This is a genomic window from Vagococcus sp. WN89Y, from assembly GCF_052220145.1.
GTDB lineage: Bacteria > Pseudomonadota > Gammaproteobacteria > Enterobacterales > Enterobacteriaceae > Kosakonia.
Map to the genome: position 1 here is coordinate 56,570 of NZ_JBQPOM010000071.1, position 20,226 is coordinate 76,795.

Below are 20,226 nucleotides of genomic sequence, written 5' to 3' on the forward strand. Positions count from 1 at the left end.
CCAGACTTACAGGTTAACTTAACATGCTTTGGACGATTAACGCTTTTCTTCCTTATCGTACCGGGTTTTGACTTCACGTCGCAGGGCTGTAAGCCTTGTTCTGCAACCCCACAGGCTTCGTCGCTGAGTCGATGGTGAACGACATCACCCGAACAGAGCGGTGGCAGACATCGCCAGTAAATATAGCCACTCGCTGTTGCGGCTGTTGCACTCGTACCAGATTTAACCGGTGTTAAAGGGCGGCAATGGCTATTACCGCCAGCCATTTTGCATTTTTCATCAATTTCCTGCCTGATGCCGACAAACATAAAATGCTCTGTCTCTAAGCATCTTAATAGAGAAGTAAGTTTAAGTAAGAAGTATAAACAGGCGAGCAATGCGCAGCAGATCCCGTCCTTTTGCCTGGCGAAGAGTTATGTACAACAACGACAAAGCAGGTAATAAAAGGCATGGTTCTCAACATCACCAGTGTTGCAGATTATAATGACCGCATTAAAACCCATAAAATAATTTTATAAAAATGCGTTGTGCCAGGCATACATCGGAGATCAAACACGATCTCCGTTAATTTTTAAATCATAAACTGTGGATACAGTTTAAAGAACACATTGCAGTCTTAATATCAGAACTGATAAATTATGCCAAGCGCAAGGATATCATCCGTTTTAATATTTCTTGCCTTAACAAAAGCATCGTTATGTTTCAACAAGTTCAATTTATAATCTGCATAGACCGTCATGTTTTTATTGAAATAATAATATGACCCGATTTCAATGTATTTTAGCTGAGTATACACCTGCCCATTTTTTCTTGCTTTTGATTGCAGATAAGCCAAAGATGGGCGCAGGCCGAAATCAAATTGATATTGTGCAATAGCTTCAAGATTTTTTGCTTTATCGCTTACCGCACTATCGTTGCCTGCAAGCGCCGTCATATTGTGTGTTTCGGCATAATTCGCCGCAAGATAAATATTATTCGCATCATATTTCAGTCCTGAAGCCCACGCCTCGGCATTTTTGGCGTTATTAAATGTTTTCACGCGCTGATCGCCGGTTCGTTTAGAGCCTGCATATGCGGCTATTGCCGTTACCCCGCTGTCGCCGAAATGCCAGGAAACAGCGCCTCCCCATCCCTCACCATTCTGGGAGAGCACTTTGCTACGCGCGTTAACGCTCTCACCTGCGGCTCCATTTTTCCCCTGATACTGAACAGCGAAATCCAGCCCATCGACCAGGCCGAATAAGCCCCGGTTGCGATACGTTGCCAGGCTATTAGCACGCCCGGTCATAAAGTTATCCGCGGTTGAATACGAATCGCCGCCAAAAGCAGGCAGCATATCGGTTATGGCCTCTACATCATAAATCACACCATAATTACGACCATAATCAAATGAGCCATATTCGTGCGCACTAAGCCCGGCAAATGCAAGGCGTGTAGCGGTATCAGCCGCATCATTCTCGGTTTTATTTCCCTGAATATTGTATTCCCACTGCCCGTAACCTGTAAGTTGAGTGTTGATCTGCGTTTCGCCTTTAAAACCGAAACGCACATAAGTCGCATCGCCGTTATTTTTCTTATCATGCGAGGAAAGGTGGCGAGCATCAACCTTGCCGTAAAAATCTAACTTATTACCCTCTTTATTATATATTTCCGCAGCGTGAGATGTTCCAGCCATAAGTAAAGCAGGGATGAGGACAGAGAGGATTTTTTTCATATTTTATAACCTTTTTGATAAATAGAAATGCAAATGTCATTAAATCAATGACAGCGCCAACAGCCTCCACTACTTTAATAAAAGGTTCAAATATGAAAATACCCGGTGCGTAAAGAACAGTAACTATCTGTGCCAGTCGAAATCGCCTAATAGCAAATGTTAAAAGAACGCATTTTATTACAAGTTATTTACCCGGAAAATTAACACATTATCAAAACTTGTTTTAATATTGATAACTACGTTCATTTCGTGCCTGAAAATCATGCCATCTTAAAACAATGATTTCATTAGCCAGAAGAGTAGTTATTTAAGGGGGGATTAATTATCATCCAGGAGGATTTTATTAGGCAATAATGTTATTTGATAGAGCAACGATATGCCGTTTTGCAGAATTCGCCGTGTAAAAGGATTTCAAGCTCGGCTTTCAGAGCGGAAAAATCACCGCTTTGCGCGGAGACAAAACTGTAATTGATATAAGCAATCAACCCTTCCCTGATGCGAGAGCGAATAAGATCGCGCTCGCTGTCAAACTCAATCACTACGCGCTTAATGGCTTCATCCGCACTGTCGCCTTTCTCCGAGAAGAGTGTTTGAAGAAATTTACTGTTATCTGCGGTGAGTTCTCCCTGAAAAAAATCCTCAAAATGATAAAAAAGAAAGTTATCAATATAATCAGCAACACATTTGTCTGTACTTCGGTCAAGCTGCATATGCCTGAGCAACCCTTCCAGTAAGTTTTCGCTTACGGTTAGCTTACTGTTGGGAGGGAGGAATGGCGGTAGCGAACTCAGGGAGAGTTCACGTAAATCAAGAGGATGAGATTCGTTTTCGATGCATGCTTCCATGCGACGGACAGCAACATCGCGCTGTTCACCGGCCCCTGGCGGAACTGACGTTTTCCAGCGCTCCCAGATATCCCAAAGCGTAAGAGAGGGATCCTGACGGGAAAGCATCGCAGGAGGAACGGGTGAAATTTTATCTATTTTCATCACTCCCGCTCCCCCCAATACAGTTAAGACAACTGAATGTGCAATACATGAAAATGAGATGATGACATATTCGTTGCTACACAGAGAGCATCAATCCTTTCATGATATTTTCTTATATTACAAACAGTTCTTCCGTATCGATATCAAAAAACGCGAATACCAGAAAATGCTCAGGAATAATTGAGATTTTGACAATGTTAGCTGCAACACTTATTCGGTATGATTTCATTACGTTTTACACAGTGAGCCATCAGACAAGGAGAGAATTGATGACAAAATCGACGATGTCATATTTGGATGTAGGTTCAGGATTTCCTGTTCTTTTAGGGCACAGTTTCTTGTTTGATAAATCTATGTGGTCGCCACAAATTGAATCTCTGGCAAAGCATTTTCGCGTTATCGCCACTGATTTATGGGGCCACGGCGATTCTCCAGCCCTCCCTGAAACCGTCACCTCGATGGCCGATATTGCCGAAGATCATTTAGCGCTGATCGAGTCACTGGACATTAATAAATTTGCCGTGGTTGGGTTATCGGTCGGAGGTATGTGGGGCGCTGAACTGGCAGCACTGGCACCACAGCGGGTCAAAGCGTTAATGCTGCTGGATACTTTTGTCGGTTCTGAGACTGAAGAGGAGTGGCAAAAATATGCAAAAATGCTGGACGCTATTTCATCAACCGGTAAAGTCACATCCCCGCTGCTGGAATATGTTGTTTCGCAATTCTATTCAGAACATGCCGATCCGGCGGATGTACAGCACTTGACCACATATCTCGCCTCATTAACCTCCGAACAATTACGCACCAGTATTCTCCCGCTCGGGAAATTGATTTTTGGTCGACCCGATCGTTTATCCGTGCTCAACACGATGACCTGCCCGGTGCATGTTGCTACTGGTGAACTGGATTTACCGCGCCCTGTCGCTGAAGGTGAACGCATGGCTAAAAAGCTCGGCTGCGACTTTACCGTGATACCGCAAGCCGCGCATATCAGCAACCGGGAAAACCCAGCTTTCGTTTCGCAATTGATGGTTGATTTTCTGACTCAGCACTGCAAATGACGGTCAATATAATGGCTGGCAGAGAGCTGGCTCTTTTGCACGGAGACAATCCGCTGTCTCTGTGCATTTGCCTAAAGTTTTATGACGTGCAAACCATAATTGCGCGGATCAACGATATCCTCAAGCTTGCCAAGCTGCGCCAGATCCCCTTTCGATACTACGCTACTGATATTACTTTGCGGGAAACGCAAATTTTTCACGATATGTACGGCGTCAGGCATCCCTTTATTATCAATATCCATAATCCAGCCAAGAAAACCGCCAGAATATTTTGCCAGGCTTCCGATAGGGTAAATCCCGTAGACCTGCAAATACTCCACCAGTAGTGTGCGATCATACGCTTTGTCGGCAAGATGGATTTTACGGCAGGCAGCCAGAGGCGTACGTGGCGCAGCACCGTTGCGGCCATGTGTCAGGCGATTTATGGTTTTAATAATGCTGAGCAAACGGACCACGGGCGAAATATGCGCATCGTCTTTGCCACCAGGATAGCCAGAACCATCCAGTAGTTCGTTGGCATTTTCAAGAATATCGCGACACACAGGCCCCGCCTTCCAGCCTAACGCCTGTAACTTTTGCCGTAAGGCGTCAACGTGACCTCGCAGTATCGCTTTCTGCGCCGGATTCATATTGACCTTCAGTGACGGTAACTCCGGACTGACCAGCAGAGGTTTACCGAGCGTATGCATGAGTGCACCCAGTACTGCCTCCCGCACCAGCGGATCGTGAGGGTCACGCAGGATCAGCATATCAGCAAGCTTGCCGGCAACCTGCACCGCCTGGCGAACCCATTCGGCTTCATCACGCACACAAGAGAGCGCATACAAAAACGCTTTACGATCTTGCTTTATCAACCACAGTAATGTGTCCGCGCAATCATAAAATATTTCCTGCGGGAAGATATTGCGCGTCTTCATATACATCAGCGCAACCTGCAACCGATGGGCAACTTCCATTACGCCCTGCTCCATCGGCGACTGGCGCGCGCGTTTTTCCCGTTCTTGTTTTTCACGTTGCAAAATTTTTCGCTCACGCTGACCTGCGATGAATAACGGCGACTGATAAACCATGATGCCACTCATCCCGGTACGCCACGCCGCTTCCCTTTCCGATTCGGTTACATAACGTAATAACGCCTCTGACTGAGGTGGTGAAAGGTTGATAAACTGAATGCCCACGGCGGCATAGCCGTTGTTTCCAAACGGGCGAATATGGCGGATTTTGCCCTCGGCATTAAATGTTTCGCCATTGGGAAATTCCAGCGTTATTCCCGGAATAATTTGCCCGCCTTCCAGGGCGATACTCTCGACCAGGTCGATTTCAATCATACATCCGCTAACGGATAAATTACGCAGCCGCCCGGTAACCGTTAACGCATGTAAATACACCTCCACGCGCACACGAGCCTGCATGCCCAGAATATAGGGAATGCGTATTGCGCCACGGTTTTCCATAACAAAAACCGAATCCGGTAACTGGCACTCCAGACGATATAAGGCGGCATCCGTTTTAGTAAATGTTGCAGAAATATGACTAAGAGAATAGGTTTCCCGCTCAATAACCTCGACACCTTTTAAGGCTTCTAAATCAAGATTTATGCCACCGTCATTAAAGTATCTTTCGATATCCACCCCGGAGTATTTTAGCTCCAGCACCATACGGTTTTTATCTGTGTTTAATTCCGCAACCTCAGCATCAAGTGCATAAGGCATTTCTTTAGCATATATGGACAACTTATGCGAATGTTGAAGCAGCGAATGAATAACATGACCTGGAGGGGGACCGTAATGATTTTCCATACTTTATCCCTTTCATTAGAAACTATTTACGCTTCGTTGTTGATTGTTTTAAATATTTTTATACGTACATTATAAATATATGTTTATTAAACCCGTGCAACGGGTTAAACCGTAAGTAAAGTGGGCAATGATACTTTCCGTACAGACAGGTAAAAAAGCACGCGTCGCTGTTTTCTGCTATGGTTAACTTACGGGCAGTTTACATTCTTAACAAAAACTGAGGCGGGTAACAAGCATAATGTGTTTCGCTATGAAACGATTTTATCACCTTAAAACAAGCAGATAAACCAGACAAAACGCAAACAACCAGGCAATATCACTACTCGAAAGAAAATAATCAGCTTAAACAACCAATTTAGTTTATAGATTTAAGCGATCGTTTTAATGCAAGCGATAGGTGATACCTATCAAATTAAAGTTTATCGATCACTTAAAACAATTTCCAAAAGTTATGTTTGGGTGTGTAGAATTGCAAACTTATAATTTCCCGACATCTGTCTTTTATGACGGAGATGTTACACACAATAATGAAAAATATAATATTGGAAATTGAAAATACTCAACTCCATATGTCGGTGGAGTTTCGTCCCGTTATTCAATTTTCTGGCAAGAAAATTTTCCGTTATGAAGCCATGGCAAAATTTTTTAATGCTGAAGGTATTCAGACGCCCACCCAGCAAACACTTTATGAATTAGCGCAGCGCGGTTTAATTAATGATGCGATCGCTTTTTTATTTGATACTGTTTGCGACCTGCTTATCCGCAAAGCGAGTCTGGCGATTGACCTTAACCTTTCTCAACTGCTGGTTAACAGCTTCGATCAGCTGGATATGTTATATAAAAAATGCCAGCAGAGCGGTGTTCAGCAGTGCCGGATAGAATTAAGCGGGCAGTTTAATCAGGATCAACTGATAAGCAATTTGCCTTTTTTAAAGCAGGCTAAACACTATGGATTTATGACAGCACTGGATGATGCGGGTAACGGGCACTTCCCGGATGAGAGTCTGCAACTTTTTCGTTTCGATACGATAAAATTAGCGCATGCCAGCCTGGAGTGTATGGCGATGGACACGGTGAAATTCTACAGACTACAAAAGGTGATTAAGCGTTTTATCGCTTCCGGCGCCAGTGTAATTTGTGCGGGGGTAAAAAAATCCTCAGATTTGCCGTTGCTCAACAAGTATCACCATATCGGGATGCAGGGCTACCTTTTTCATCGCACCCTTTCCTTTAGCCAACTGCAACTGCTGGAAGATGTCTAGCCTCACCTGACCGTCGGCAGCGACGGGTCTTCAAGGCTACAGACAATCGCTTTCTCATCTTTATGGTGATTATCAGAGAAGAAAAACGCCTTTTTGCCCGTATCGGCCTGGGTGATGATATGGACAGCCGCCCAATTACTCTCTTTGTTCTTATCATTACTGTCCGTAAAAATAAGCGAGCGCCCGCTGTACTGGTCGGAAATACCGTACGGCTGCTCCTGCGGATTAACATAATGGCGGCCATTGACGGCTAATTCGCCAGGTTCCACCTGCACGCGGTATTCATCACACAACAGCGTGATACCCTGCGCAGAAGCTCCCACAGAAAAAAGAGCCAGAAAACCGCAGGGAATTAACCTCTTCATATCTTCTCCGCACATTCAGTAACGCCCCGTTCGTGGGGCGTAACAGACAACTCAACTATACAAAGACGGCTCGCCAAGCGGGCGCGTTTTAAAGCGCCGGTGTATCCACAAATATTGTTCAGGCGCACGCAGGATCTCACGTTCAATCACTTTATTCATATAGCTGGCGGCAGCGTACTCATCCTGCACAGGATAGTCATTTAACACCGGTCCGATGTGTAAGGAATAGCCGGAACAATCCTCGTTGCGCACCATTGTAACCGTGAGCATTTTCGCACCGGAAAGACGCGACAGCACAAAAGTACCGTTGGTTGTCGCCGCATTTTGTACCGAAAAGAAAGGCGCGAAAATGCTGCCTTTGCGGCCATAATCCTGATCCGGCGCGAACCAGACGGCTTCACCCTGTTTCAGCGCATTAACCAGCCCTTTCAGATTGCGGCGATCGATCATGGATTTATTCGAGCGCATACGGCCACGGGTTTGTACCCACTCCATTAGCGGATTGTTATGTGGACGATACGTCGCCATCATCGGCTGGCATAACCCCATGACACGACCGCCCAGTTCAAGCGACATAAAATGCACGCCAACAACCATCACACCGCGCTGGCTGGCCTGAGCGGCCTGCAAATGCTGATAGCCTTCTACGTGAAACCAGCGGCGCACGCGGCTGTCCGGCCAGAACCAGGCCATACCGGTTTCGATAAGCCCCATGCCCAGCGAGATGAAATTCTTTTCTATCAGCGCTTCACGCTGTTCGGCTGCCATATTAGGAAAGCAGAGTTCAAGATTGCGCCGCGCTATACGTTCGCGCCGTTGCAGGAAAGGCCGTGACCAGCGCCCGAGGCATGCGCCCAGACGAGCAAGGAAAGGATAAGGAAGTTGCACGAGAAGCCAGAGAAAGCCAAGCCCGAACCATGTAACCCAATGTTTAGGGTGCAAAAAAGTCAATTTAAATGAAACCATCAGTGTTCCTGTAAGCTTTATATAAGTAGCGCTTAAGGAGACAATGAATCGCTTCATCAAGTCATTACGCGTTACAGCCTGTTGCCCTCGTGTCCAGGGCCGTGTGTTGAACGGCCCCAATATAGCACAATGCGTCAATAATAAAGTCGGTAAAAAGTGAAGTAAATGTGGATATTTTAACGGATTAGTACTGAATTATTTCACCGAATTGCGGTCGTCAGGCGTGAAGAACAGCAAAGCCTGGCCTGCTCATCAAAGATATCAATCTGCCAGACCTGATGCTGCCCACCGGTATGTAAAGGCCGACAAACACCGCGCACACGCCCACTGCGTACTGCGCGCAGATGGTTGGCGTTCACTTCCAGACCCACCACTTTTTGCTCGCCCTCTGTACACAGAAAACCGGCCACGGAACCTAACGTTTCCGCCAGCACCACTGACGCCCCGCCGTGCAGCAAACCAAACGGCTGCTGCGTCCGGCTGTCCACCGGCATTGACGCTTCGAGCACATCTTCACCGATATGCTCGAAACGAATGTCCAGCAGGCCGACCATATTGCCTTCAGACATCGCGTTGATAGCCTCCAGGGTCAGAGCACGTTTCCAGATCATCCGAGGATCTCCAGTAAAGCCTGCAAAGGATGGCGCACCCCATTGCCTTCAATGCGCTTCACCTGGCTGCGGCATGAGTACCCCGTCGCCAGGCAGCGGTTACGCGGCAGACGCTGCATCGCCTGGTGCCATGAAAGCTCGTAAATACCGAGTGAATTGGCATGATTCTTCACTTCATGACCGTAAGTACCAGCCATCCCACAGCACCCGACGCTGACATTCTCCAGCTTCGCGCCGAAACGGGCAAAGATAGATGCCCACTGCGCAGGCGCACCCGGTAGCGCGGTGACTTCGGTGCAATGCCCAAAAAGATACCACGGCTCGCCGCTAATATTTTGCGACTCACGCTTTTCCAGCGCCAGAGGTAGCCACTCATGCACCAGCTGCACATGGAAATCCCCCCGCTTTTCACCCAGCACCAGTTTGTACTCATCGCGATAGCACAATACCAGCGCCGGATCGACGCCCACCATTGGCATACCCAACTGTGCAACACGCTGCAAAAAATCAGCCGTTTTCTGCGCCGTCTTCGCAAAGCGTTGCAGGAACCCTTTAATATGCTGCGCCTTGCCGTTCGGTGAAAAGGGCAACACCACCGGCCTGTAGCCGAGTTTTTCCGCCAGCCGGACAAAATCCGCAACCACGCCGGCATCGTAATAGCTGGTAAAAGGGTCCTGCACCACCAGCACAGTTTTGGCTTTTTGTTGCGCGTCCAGCTGTTCCAGTTGCTCAAGCGTCAAATTCGCCGTGCGGTGTCCTACCAGCTGGCGTTGCAGCGAAGGCACCGACAGCAGCGGTAAATCCACCATGCCAACATGCTTCTGCGCCAGCCCTCGCACCCACGGCTGGCTCATAAAAAAGTTAAATGTTTTTGGCGCTCGCGCCATCAGCGGTGCATAGCTTTCTACCGTAGCAACCAGATGATCGCGCACCGGTCGCAGGTAACGGCTGTGATAAAGTTGCAGGAAACGGGAACGAAACTCCGGCACATCGATTTTAATCGGGCACTGCGTCGAACACGCTTTGCAGGCAAGACAGCCGGACATCGCCTCTTTGACTTCATGAGAGAAGTCGTACTCGCCGCGTTTTGCATGCCAGCTATTGCGGGTTCGTTCAATAAGCGTACGCAGGCTGGCGCGTTTGCCCGGCAATTCTTTTTCCAGCATCAGCGGATCGACGCCACGGTCAGCCAGCAGGCGTAACCATTCACGAACCAGCGTTGCGCGCCCTTTGGGCGAGTGAATACGGTTAGAGGTAATTTTCATTGACGGGCACATCGGGCTTTTCACATCAAAGTTAAAGCACAGCCCGTTGCCGTTACACTCCATCGCCCCTCGCCACGACGTGCGCACAGCCAGCGGGATCTGCCTGTCCCATGTGCCACGTTTGACATCGCTCACCTGCTTCATCGGCGCATCAATGCCCTGTGGCGGGCAGATTTTCCCCGGATTCAGGCGATTATGCGGATCGAACGCCGCTTTGATTTTACGCAGCTCAGCATAAAGTTGCTCGCCAAAGAATGCCGGACTGTATTCTGCCCGGAAACCTTTACCGTGCTCGCCCCACAACAAGCCCCCGAACTTCGTGGTCAGCGCGACAATCTCATCCGAGAGCGTTTTCATCAAAATCTCTTGCTGGGGATCGCACATGTCCAGCGCCGGGCGCACATGCAGCACCCCGGCGTCCACATGCCCAAACATGCCATAACTTAAGCCGTGGCTATCAAGCAGCGCACGAAACTCAACAATGTACTCGGCAAGATGTTCCGGCGGTACGCAAGTGTCTTCTGCAAACGGAATCGGTTTGGCCAGCCCTTTGGCGTTGCCGAGCAAGCCAACCGCTTTCTTGCGCATTGCATAAATACGCTCAATACCGGCGAGATCCTCACACACCTGCCAGCCAATCACGCCGCCCTCGCCGTTTGCCATCAAAGTATCAAGACGCTGGCACAACGACTCGACCTGCGCGTCAATCATTGGCTGGTCGTCTCCGGCGAACTCGACGATATTGAGGCCAAGCAGCGTTTTATCCGGCACATCAGTGATTAATTCTTTAACCGAATGCCAGACGATATCTTCCCGCGCCAGATTAAGGACTTTTGAGTCGACGGTCTCAACCGACAACGCTCGCGCTTCAACCATAAAAGGCGCATTGCGTAACGCGGAGTCAAACGAGTCATATTTTACATTAACCAGCCGCCGCACTTTCGGCAGCGGCGTGATATCCAGGCGAGCTTCGGTGATAAATGCCAGCGTGCCTTCAGAACCCGTCAGAATGCGGGTGAGATCGAAAGCGGTCATCTCCTCATTAAAGACGTGGCGTAAATCGTAGCCGGTGAGAAAACGATTAAGTTTGGGGAATTTTTCGAGGATCAGCTGACGGTTATCGCGACAGCACTCCAGCACGGTTTTATAAATCCGCCCGATGGATGTGCTGGCCTGGCCTAAACTTTCAGCAAGCGCGACCGGCATGGCCTGGGTATCAAGAATATCGCCGCCCAGCAGCACTGCGCGTACGCCCAGTACGTGATCGGAAGTTTTCCCGTATACCAGCGATCCTTGCCCGGAAGCATCCGTATTAATCATGCCGCCGAGGGTCGCGCGGTTACTGGTCGACAGCTCCGGCGCGAAGAAGAATCCATACGGTTTGAGATACTGGTTGAGCTGATCTTTAATCACTCCGGCTTCAACACGCACCCAGCCCTCTTGCGGGTTGATCTCAATGATGCGGTTCATGTAACGGGACATATCAACAATAATGCCCTGATTAAGGGCCTGCCCGTTAGTGCCCGTGCCACCGCCGCGCGGCGTGAAGACCAGCGAGCTAAAACGCTCTTCGGCGGCGATGCGCGTAATCAATGCCACATCTGACGTTGAGCGCGGAAACACGACGGCATCGGGTAAGAGCTGGTAAATACTGTTGTCCGTTGCCATCAATAGCCGGTCGGCATAACTGGTGGCGGTATCGCCGGTAAAACCTTGTTGCTCAAGTGCCTGCAAAAATTTGAGCACCAGTTGAACGAGACCCGGTGCCTGGGAAATCTGTGGGATCATTATGCTTGACCCTGCCTGACTGTTGGATGTTGTGAATATTTTATCGTTTGCTATCTGCATTCATCGTTTTATCACATTTTTTTCTTATATGCGCCTTGAGAATTACAGGCACAATCGGGCTGGGCAAAAGCGGTTAAATCATTGATGATTGCTGCGGGTTCCCTCCACTCAAAAAGGTGTGTTACGTATATGGTTGATTTACGTCAGTCCAGGGATGTACCGCAAACCATGCTGTCGGTACTGTTTTTAGCCATCATGATAATCGCTTGCCTGTGGGTCGTGCAGCCGTTCATTCTCGGCTTTGCCTGGGCAGGCACGGTCGTTATCGCCACCTGGCCGTTGCTGCTGCGCCTGGAGCGTGTGCTGTTTGGCCGCCGTTCTCTGGCGGTGCTGGCAATGATGATTCTGTTGATCCTGCTGTTTATTATCCCCGTCGCGCTGCTGATTAACAGCCTGGTGGATTCCAGCGGCCCGGTCATTCATGCCGTGACGACCGGGGTAACGTCACCACCGGATCTGGCGTGGCTGCACACTATTCCCCTGGTGGGCGATAAACTCTATACCGGCTGGCATAATTTGCTGGATATGGGCGGCAGCGCAATCATGGCGAAACTGCGCCCCTATGTGGGAGCAACAACCACATGGTTTGTCGGTCAGGCGGCGCATATTGGCCGTTTTATGCTGCATTGTGGCCTGATGCTGTTGTTCAGCGCCCTGCTCTACTGGCGTGGTGAAAAAGTGGCGCTCGGTATCCGCCACTTTGCCGTGCGGCTGGCCGCAAGCCGTGGCGATGCCGCCGTGCTGCTTGCAGGCCAGGCAATTCGCGCGGTTGCGCTGGGTGTGGTCGTTACTGCGCTGGTGCAGGCCGTGCTGGGTGGTATTGGTCTGGCGGTGGCGGGTGTGCCTTACGCGACGCTGTTTACCGTGCTGATGCTGCTGACCTGCCTGGTTCAACTCGGCCCCTTACCGGTACTGATACCGGCAATTATCTGGCTTTACTGGAGCGGCGATTCGACCTGGGGCACTGTGCTGCTGGTGTGGAGTGTCATCGTGGCAACGCTGGATAACTTTATCCGCCCGGTGCTTATCCGCATGGGTGCTGACTTGCCGCTGATCCTGATCCTCTCCGGGGTGATTGGCGGCCTGGTCGCCTTTGGCATGATCGGGTTGTTTATCGGCCCGGTGCTGCTCGCCGTCTCCTGGCGCCTCTTCTCTGCCTGGGTGAATGAAGTCCCTCTGCCCCAGGAGACAGCAAGTCGCGCCCTTAATGATGCACCGCCGCCTGATGATCCTGCCTGAGTAAATTAAGGCGGGGAAGCCCGCCTTAAATATTATTAAGTATTACTTATCAATTTGCACTGATAATTCTGAACGGTGCCGCTAATTTCCCGCAAAATGCCCCTTTAGCCGCAAATATTCTTTACGCTTGTTTAACTAATGAGACGAATCTGATCGACGCAAAAATCCCCCGCGCCTACTATTAGCTCAAGGTTATAAATCAACACCTTGATTTATAAGCATGGAAATCCCCTGAGTGAAACAACGAATTGCTGTGTGTAGTCTTTGCCCATCTCCCACGATGGGCTTTTTTTTATGCAGCCCTTTTTACCCAATACAAATCCGCTCCGTTCTTGCAAACGCATTATTTAAATAAACCTGCAGGGCGCACTCCCTTGCCCCCCGCCGTCTGACGAATTATTTACTGCCTGCTTTCACCTCGCAGCGACTGAGCATTTTCCATGCCGGAGGCAAGATGCGGGTTTCACCTTCGACAACGACCGTTACCGTTCCGCGAATATCGGCCGACGACGCGCCAACGCGCAACTCAAACTCTCCCGGCTCCACAACACGTTTGCCGTCCCGTCGCGTAAAGTTGAGCATATCGACCGGCAGGGTAAAGGTGAGCGTTGCCGTTTCGCCCGGTGAGAGCGTCACGCGCTGGAAGGCCTTAAGCTCCTGCACCGGGCGCACCATCGAGGCTACCTTGTCCCTGACATAGACCTGCACGACCTCGCTACCGCTGCGCTCGCCGCTATTGGTAATTTCACACTGCAGCTGGATCTCGCCCTCAATAGCCACCTGCGGCGTAAGAAGCGCCGGTGCGCTATAGGTGAACTGCGTCCAGCTCAGGCCATAACCAAAGGGATAGTTTGAACCGAAGTGGAAAGCGAACGGTGCACCGCCGCTTTTTAACTTATGGTTGTAGTAATACGGCATCGCGCCTGCGCTGTGCGGTACGCTTACCACCAGCCTGCCCTGCGGCTCTTCCCGCCCGGTCAGGACATCGGCGATAGCCCACCCGCCTTCCTGGCCCGGTGCCCACGCCAGCAGCCATGCGGCGACCTGCGACTCCAGCCCCTGCAGGTTGTAAGGACGCCCGCCGGTCATGACCACTACGACCGGCTTGCCGGTCGCGACCAGCGCCTCCAGCAGTTGTTGCTGGACGCCAGGCAGCGTCAGGCTGTCGGTATCGGAACCTTCCCCCACCGTGCCGCACTGAAACAGCCCGGCCAGATCGCCCACGCACGCGACAATGACATCACTCTGCTCTGCGGTGTGCACCGCTTGCGCTATCAGGCTCGTATCTGTGGAGACGAGTGATTGCTGGATCGGTTTTCCCGAAGCATCGCCGGGGAAGACCGGCGCACCCGACGTGCGCTTTTCGATAATATGGCAGCCCTTCGCGTAGCGTACCCTGCTCTCACCAAGCTGCTGGCGCAGCGCCGTAAGCGGCGTAGTGACCTGCGACACCTCTTCCTGCATGTCGCTGATAATCAGATGCACCGGGAAACTGTACCCGCTCAGCATCGCCAGCGGATCGTCTGCCGTCGGGCCAATCACGGCCACGTTAAGCCCACTGGCGAGCGGTAAGGCGCCGTTATTTTCCAGTAGTGTTAATGAACGCGTGGCGGCTGCACGCGCTACCGCTTTGCTTTCATCAGACTGCAGCGAGATAGCGTTTTCATCGATGAAAGGATGCTCAAAAAGACCTAGCCGGAATTTCACCGCCAGCACGCGGGCCACTATTTCGTCGATCTTTTCCATGGTGATAAGACCCCGCTCAACAGCCTCGCCCAGATGCTGCGCGCAGTCGCCTTTCGGTAGCTCCACATCAAGCCCGGCATTAAAGGCCAGAGCCGCAGACTCTGCCGCATCGTGCGCAACGCCGTGGTGCTGATGCAACAAGCTGACACCCCCATAATCCGCAACCACAATGCCATCAAAACCCCACTGCTCGCGCAGCACAGTCGTAAGCAGAAAATGGTCACTGTGCCCTGGCTGGTTATCGATATCATGATAGGCAGGCATCACCGAACCGGCTTTTGCCAGCTTCACCGCCATTTCAAATGGCAGCAAAAAGATATCGCTCAGTTCACAAAAACCGAGGTGTACCGGGGCGTGGTTACGCGCGCCTTCACTAAAAGAGTGGCCAACATAGTGTTTGAGCGTCGCCAGCATATCTCTGTGCTCACCCTGCAACCCTTCGACATACGCGCAGGCCATCACGCCAACAAGCCAGGGGTCTTCGCCAAAGGTCTCTTCCGTACGCCCCCAGCGCACATCGCGTGAGACATCCAGCACCGGTGCCAGCCCTTGTTTACAGCCAACGGACCGTGCCTCTTCACCTATCTGTTTCGCCACATGTTTAATGAGCGCCGGGTCCCAGGTCGAAGCATAATTTAAGGACGAGGGAAACAGCGTGGCGTCTTTACACAACAGGCCAACCAGGCACTCTTCATGGAACATCGCCGGGATGCCGAGGCGGGTCTCCTCAACTAGCGTTTTTTGTAATCTGTTCGCTGCCCTCACACCGCTTAACGCATCAACAATATGTGTGCCCAACGGGCGTGTTACCTGCCCGATGCCCAGCATCAACTGCTCTTTCAACGCAGCCTGAGCGCCGGCACCGGAAAATTCATCACTCAAATCGCTGCGCTCGCGATGCGCGCCATCTTCTGCCAGCACCAGCCATAAGGCATGCATTTGCGCGAATTTTTCCTCCGGTGTCATGCGGGCCAGCAAATCCGCCACACGTTCGGCGGCGGGTCGGTTTGCATCCTGATAAATTGCAGTCATTGTGTTACTCCTGAGTGGCTGAATTGATGGCAATCTGTGGCTGAGGTTCCTCGTCACGGGCATCTCGTTTACGCAGCAGCGCCTGCGCAATTTCGTCCGCAACGCGGCTGTTCAGTTTGTAGCGGGTCAGCAACAGCACCATGCAGATAAACAACAGGCATGGGATCAGTGTGAAAAGCGCGTTGATAGTGCTGAGCACTTCCGGGCTTTGCTGGGTCTGATTAGGCAGATAGTCCACCGCGCCGAGCACCCAGCCGACAACGGCACCGCCCAGCGCCAGGCCAAATTTGATGGCGAACAGCGCCGTGGAGAACACCAGGCCATCAAGCCGCCGCCCGCTGCGATGCTCTTCATAATCCACCACATCGGAGAACATGGTCCATTGCAGCGGCGTGGTCAGATTCTGGATAAAGCTAAACACGATGTTGAGGGTAAAAATGAGCCACACTTGCGACGGTGGGATAAAGAAGATAAGCGCAGCGAACACAATAAACGTCACGATTGTCCACTGATAGGCGCGCAGGCGGTCAAATTTCCCCAGCAACCGCTCGGATAACAGCGCACCACATAATGCAGCCACCATCCCGGCGATGATAAAGGTAAAAACCAGATCCGGGCGCTGCAGAACATATTTGACGTAGTACATGGTTGCCGAGCCGCGTGTGACCACGGCCGTGAGCAGCAGCACATTAAAGACAAACACAATGCGCCATTGGCTGTTTGCCGCCAGTAATTTTAAGTCGCTGACTAAAGAACCCGAGCTGTCGTTGCGCGGCATATAGCGCTCACGGGTCATAAGAAAGCAGCCGAAAAACAGCACAATGCCGAGTAGCCCCATCATGCCCATGGCATAGAAATACCCTTTCTGATCGTTGCCGTCGCCAAGATGGGCGACCAACGGCAGCGCGACAACGGTAACGATCAGGCCGCCGATAAATGACAGACCGAAGCGCCAGGACTGAAGCGAATGACGCTCGTGCGGATCCATAGTCAGCGCGCCGGGCATGGCGCAGTAGGGCACATTAATTGCCGAGTAGATGAAACTCAGGATGGTATAGGTCACGCAGGCGTAGATGATTTTTGCTGTTGGACCCACGTCCGGAACATAGAAGGTTATGATGCAGCTCACGCCAAACGGAATAGCAAACCACAAAAGCCAGGGCCGGAAGCGGCCGTGCCGGGTTTGCGTGCGATCCACCAGCGCGCCAATACAGGGGTCAACAAATGCATCCACCACGCGTACCACTAAAAACATCGTGCCCATGATGGCGGCGGGTAATCCAAAGACATCCGTGTAGAAATATGCCAGAAACAGCGTCGCCGTTTGCCAGACCAGCGCGCTTGCCATATCACCGAGGCCATAGCCGATTTTATCTTTCGTTTGCAGGAGAGAGGGAATGGTCATTTCTTTCAGCCTTGTGAGGTGAAACAGTTCGTCCAACCTGACGTGGAAATTGCTCCACGCCGCTCACTTCTGGCTAAAGTATTAGAACAAGCCTGACGGCGGACAATTGTAATAATTGCCAGGCTTTTTATGATTTTTGGTTAATGTGATCGAAGACAAATTCTGCTATGAAACAAAAAAAATCCCCGACATTGCGTCGGGGATTTTCGTTAAGTTCTTATTTTTTCAGCTCGGCAAGGCTGAGCCAGGTTTGCACCACGGTGTCCGGGTTAAGGGAAAGACTGTCGATTCCCTCGTCCATCAACCATGCGGCAAAATCTTCATGATCGGACGGCCCCTGCCCGCAGATACCGACATATTTGCCCTGCTTTTTCGCCGCGCGGATAGCCATCGAAAGCAGCGCTTTCACAGCGTCATTGCGCTCGTCAAACAGTTCAGACACCACGCCGGAGTCACGATCCAGACCCAGCGCCAGCTGCGTCATATCGTTGGAACCGATAGAGAAGCCATCAAAATGCTCAAGGAACTGCTCTGCCAGCAGCGCATTGGACGGGATCTCGCACATCATAATGATTTTCAGCCCGTTCTCGCCGCGTTTTAACCCCTGGCGCGCCAGTTCGTCCACCACGGCTTTTGCCTGTTCAACGGTGCGAACAAAGGGGATCATAATTTCAACGTTGGTCAGCCCCATGTCGTTGCGCACGCGTTTTACCGCCTCGCACTCCAGCGCGAAACAGTCGCGGAAGCTGTCGGCAACATAGCGGCCTGCGCCACGAAAGCCCAGCATCGGGTTTTCTTCTTCCGGCTCATACCGCGCGCCGCCGACCAGGTTCGCGTACTCGTTCGATTTAAAATCGGACAGACGCACAATGACGCGTTTCGGGAAGAACGCCGCGCCCAGCGTCGAAATCCCTTCCGTCAGACGCCCGACATAAAACTCTCTTGGCGAGTCGAAACCTTTCATCATTTCGCGGATTTCGTTTTGCAGCGCCGGCTCCTGGTCGTCAAACTCCAGCAGCGCACGCGGATGCACGCCAATCATCCGGTTGATGATAAATTCCAGACGCGCCAGGCCCACCCCTTCATTTGGCAGGCAGGCAAAATCAAAGGCGCGATCCGGGTTACCCACGTTCATCATAATTTTCAGCGGCAGATCCGGCATGGTGTCAATGCTGGAGCTTTTCACACTAAAATCTAACAGGTCTGCGTAAACGTAGCCGGTATCACCTTCGGCGCAGGAGACGGTCACTTTTTCGCCATCCTTCATGCGCTCAGTCGCATCGCCGCAGCCCACAACCGCCGGGATCCCCAGTTCGCGCGCGATGATCGCCGCATGGCAGGTACGCCCGCCACGGTTGGTGACAATCGCCGCCGCTTTCTTCATGATCGGTTCCCAGTCCGGGTCGGTCATGTCAGTCACCAGCACATCGCCAGGCTCGATACGGTTCATTTCGCTGATGTCCTGAATGACTTTCACTTCACCCGCGCCGATGCGATGACCAATCGCACGACCTTCGGCAACAATTTTGCCCTGCGCGTGCAGCGTGTAACGCTCCATCACCTGACCACGCGAACGCACGGTTTCCGGGCGCGCCTGCACGATAAAGAGCTTGCCGGTATGGCCATCTTTCGCCCATTCAATATCCATCGGACGACCATAGTGTTTCTCAATCTGCACGGCTTGTTTCGCCAGGGCCTGGACTTCGTCGTCCGTGAGCGAGAAGCGATCGCGGTCGGCCTGCGGAACATCTTCGATTTGCACCTGTTTGCCATGCTCCTGATCCGGAGCATAAATCATGCGAATCTTTTTCGACCCCATGGTACGGCGCACGATAGCCGGGCGATCGGCCGCCAGCGTCGGTTTATGCACGTAGAATTCATCAGGGTTTACCGCGCCCTGCACCACCATCTCGCCAAGCCCCCATGCCGAGGTGATAAACACCACCTGATCAAAACCAGACTCGGTATCGATAGAGAACATCACGCCGGAAGAACCGATGTCGGAGCGCACCATACGCTGAACGCCCGCAGAAAGCGCAACACCACGGTGATCGTAACCCTGATGCACGCGATAAGAGATGGCGCGATCGTTAAACAGAGAGGCAAAGACGTGCTTGATAGCGACCAGCACCGCGTCATAGCCCTGCACGTTGAGGAAGGTTTCCTGCTGCCCGGCAAAGGAGGCGTCCGGCATATCTTCCGCCGTTGCAGAAGAGCGCACGGCAAATGAGGCCTCGCTATCGCCTTCCGACAACGTGGCATAAGCGTCATGCACCGCTTTTTCCAGCTCCGGCGTGAAAGGGGTTTCAACCACCCACTGGCGGATCTGCGTACCGGCTTTAGCCAGCGCGGCAACATCATCAATATCCGTCTTATCCAGCAGATCATAAATACGCTGATTCAGCCCGCTTTGTTCCAGGAACAAGTTAAAGGCTTCAGAGGTGGTTGCAAAACCATTCGGCACGGAAACACCCATGCCGGACAGATGAGTAATCATTTCACCAAGGGAGGCATTTTTGCCCCCAACTCTGTCTACATCATTCATGCCGAGTTGGTCATACCAAAGCACCAACGGAGACGAGTCATTGTTGGACATCGAAACAATCCTTTTGTGATATATGAGTGGGTTTATTACGCCTGACTACGTATTAATCCTGGCATAATTAATTTCGCAGAAAAAACGGTGAATCGTGTAAGCAAAGCGGAATTACCCTTTTTCAGACAGTTACCAGGTAATTAATCACCTGTCGATAATAGTTTTTCCGCTATAACCCTTCTTTTACTATGACTTTTTAAAAAACAGCCAATATTCATTTAAAAAAATAAAAACGTCATTTCATTTTAAAAATAAGACAAAGGGTATACGCATGATTAAGAATTTACTTTATGCTTTCAGAGAATTGCGTAAGAGACTCAGGATGCTT

At 51.1% G+C, this 20,226-nt stretch carries 13 protein-coding genes and 1 other RNA gene; 4 read left to right on the forward strand and 10 right to left on the reverse strand.

The genetic code is table 11. The features are described 5' to 3' along the window. Positions 1–622: 622 nt before the first annotated feature. Positions 623–1,714, reverse strand: coding sequence for a porin (locus ACTU3N_RS21685; protein ID WP_443088197.1), 1,092 nt, complete (start codon positions 1,712–1,714; stop codon positions 623–625). Positions 1,715–2,070: 356 nt separating this feature from the next. Then, positions 2,071–2,703 (reverse strand): hypothetical protein, encoded by a 633-nt coding sequence (locus ACTU3N_RS21690; protein WP_443088198.1) that lies wholly within the window; start codon positions 2,701–2,703, stop codon positions 2,071–2,073. Between the two features lie 269 nt (positions 2,704–2,972). Between ACTU3N_RS21690 and ACTU3N_RS21695 the strand changes: the two genes are divergently transcribed. Then, positions 2,973–3,764 carry an alpha/beta fold hydrolase gene (locus ACTU3N_RS21695; RefSeq protein ID WP_443088199.1) on the forward strand — a complete coding sequence of 264 codons (792 nt, stop codon included), beginning with the start codon at positions 2,973–2,975 and terminating at the stop codon, positions 3,762–3,764. Positions 3,765–3,835: 71 nt separating this feature from the next. On the opposite strand, the gene ACTU3N_RS21700 is transcribed toward ACTU3N_RS21695, so the two are convergent. Continuing rightward, entirely contained in the window at positions 3,836–5,476 is a 1,641-nt protein-coding gene (locus ACTU3N_RS21700) for a PilZ domain-containing protein (RefSeq protein WP_443088200.1), read from the reverse strand. A gap of 656 nt (positions 5,477–6,132) precedes the next feature. Between ACTU3N_RS21700 and ACTU3N_RS21705 the strand changes: the two genes are divergently transcribed. Then, on the forward strand, positions 6,133–6,825 hold the full coding sequence (locus ACTU3N_RS21705) for an EAL domain-containing protein (RefSeq protein ID WP_443088369.1): 693 nt from the start codon (positions 6,133–6,135) through the stop codon (positions 6,823–6,825). A 2-nt stretch (positions 6,826–6,827) separates the two neighbouring features. Here the strand turns inward: ACTU3N_RS21705 and ACTU3N_RS21710 are convergent, their stop codons facing one another. From ACTU3N_RS21710 to ydiJ, 4 genes are all read right to left on the reverse strand, one after another. Beyond that, the gene (locus ACTU3N_RS21710) at positions 6,828–7,190 is read right to left on the reverse strand and encodes a hypothetical protein (RefSeq protein WP_443088201.1); all 363 of its coding nucleotides are present in this window, start codon (positions 7,188–7,190) and stop codon (positions 6,828–6,830) included. 51 nt (positions 7,191–7,241) lie between these two features. Then, positions 7,242–8,156, reverse strand: coding sequence for a kdo(2)-lipid IV(A) palmitoleoyltransferase (gene lpxP, locus ACTU3N_RS21715; protein WP_443088202.1), 915 nt, complete (start codon positions 8,154–8,156; stop codon positions 7,242–7,244). A 200-nt stretch (positions 8,157–8,356) separates the two neighbouring features. Then, the gene (gene menI, locus ACTU3N_RS21720; protein ID WP_443088203.1) at positions 8,357–8,767 is read right to left on the reverse strand and encodes a 1,4-dihydroxy-2-naphthoyl-CoA hydrolase; all 411 of its coding nucleotides are present in this window, start codon (positions 8,765–8,767) and stop codon (positions 8,357–8,359) included. Further along, positions 8,764–11,820: a D-2-hydroxyglutarate dehydrogenase YdiJ gene (ydiJ, locus tag ACTU3N_RS21725; protein ID WP_443088204.1), complete on the reverse strand. Its 3,057-nt coding sequence runs from the start codon at positions 11,818–11,820 to the stop codon at positions 8,764–8,766. Before ydiJ ends, menI begins: the two co-directional genes overlap by 4 nt. A gap of 189 nt (positions 11,821–12,009) precedes the next feature. On the opposite strand from ydiJ, the gene ydiK reads away from it, so the two are divergent. Then, positions 12,010–13,119: an AI-2E family transporter YdiK gene (gene ydiK, locus ACTU3N_RS21730; protein ID WP_443088205.1), complete on the forward strand. Its 1,110-nt coding sequence runs from the start codon at positions 12,010–12,012 to the stop codon at positions 13,117–13,119. Between the two features lie 188 nt (positions 13,120–13,307). Next, an RNA gene (gene rprA / locus ACTU3N_RS21735) (antisense sRNA RprA) lies at positions 13,308–13,415 on the forward strand. Positions 13,416–13,515: 100 nt separating this feature from the next. On the opposite strand, the gene ACTU3N_RS21740 is transcribed toward rprA, so the two are convergent. The 3 genes from ACTU3N_RS21740 to ppsA form a co-directional block, all read right to left on the reverse strand. Further along, positions 13,516–15,897, reverse strand: a complete 2,382-nt coding sequence (locus ACTU3N_RS21740) for a glycoside hydrolase family 3 N-terminal domain-containing protein (RefSeq protein WP_443088206.1) — start codon at positions 15,895–15,897, stop codon at positions 13,516–13,518. 4 nt (positions 15,898–15,901) lie between these two features. Continuing rightward, positions 15,902–17,302, reverse strand: coding sequence for an MFS transporter (locus ACTU3N_RS21745; protein WP_443088207.1), 1,401 nt, complete (start codon positions 17,300–17,302; stop codon positions 15,902–15,904). Between the two features lie 217 nt (positions 17,303–17,519). After that, a complete protein-coding gene (ppsA, locus tag ACTU3N_RS21750; RefSeq protein WP_443088208.1) occupies positions 17,520–19,898 on the reverse strand; it encodes a phosphoenolpyruvate synthase in 2,379 nt (792 codons plus the stop codon). Positions 19,899–20,226: the final 328 nt, after the last annotated feature.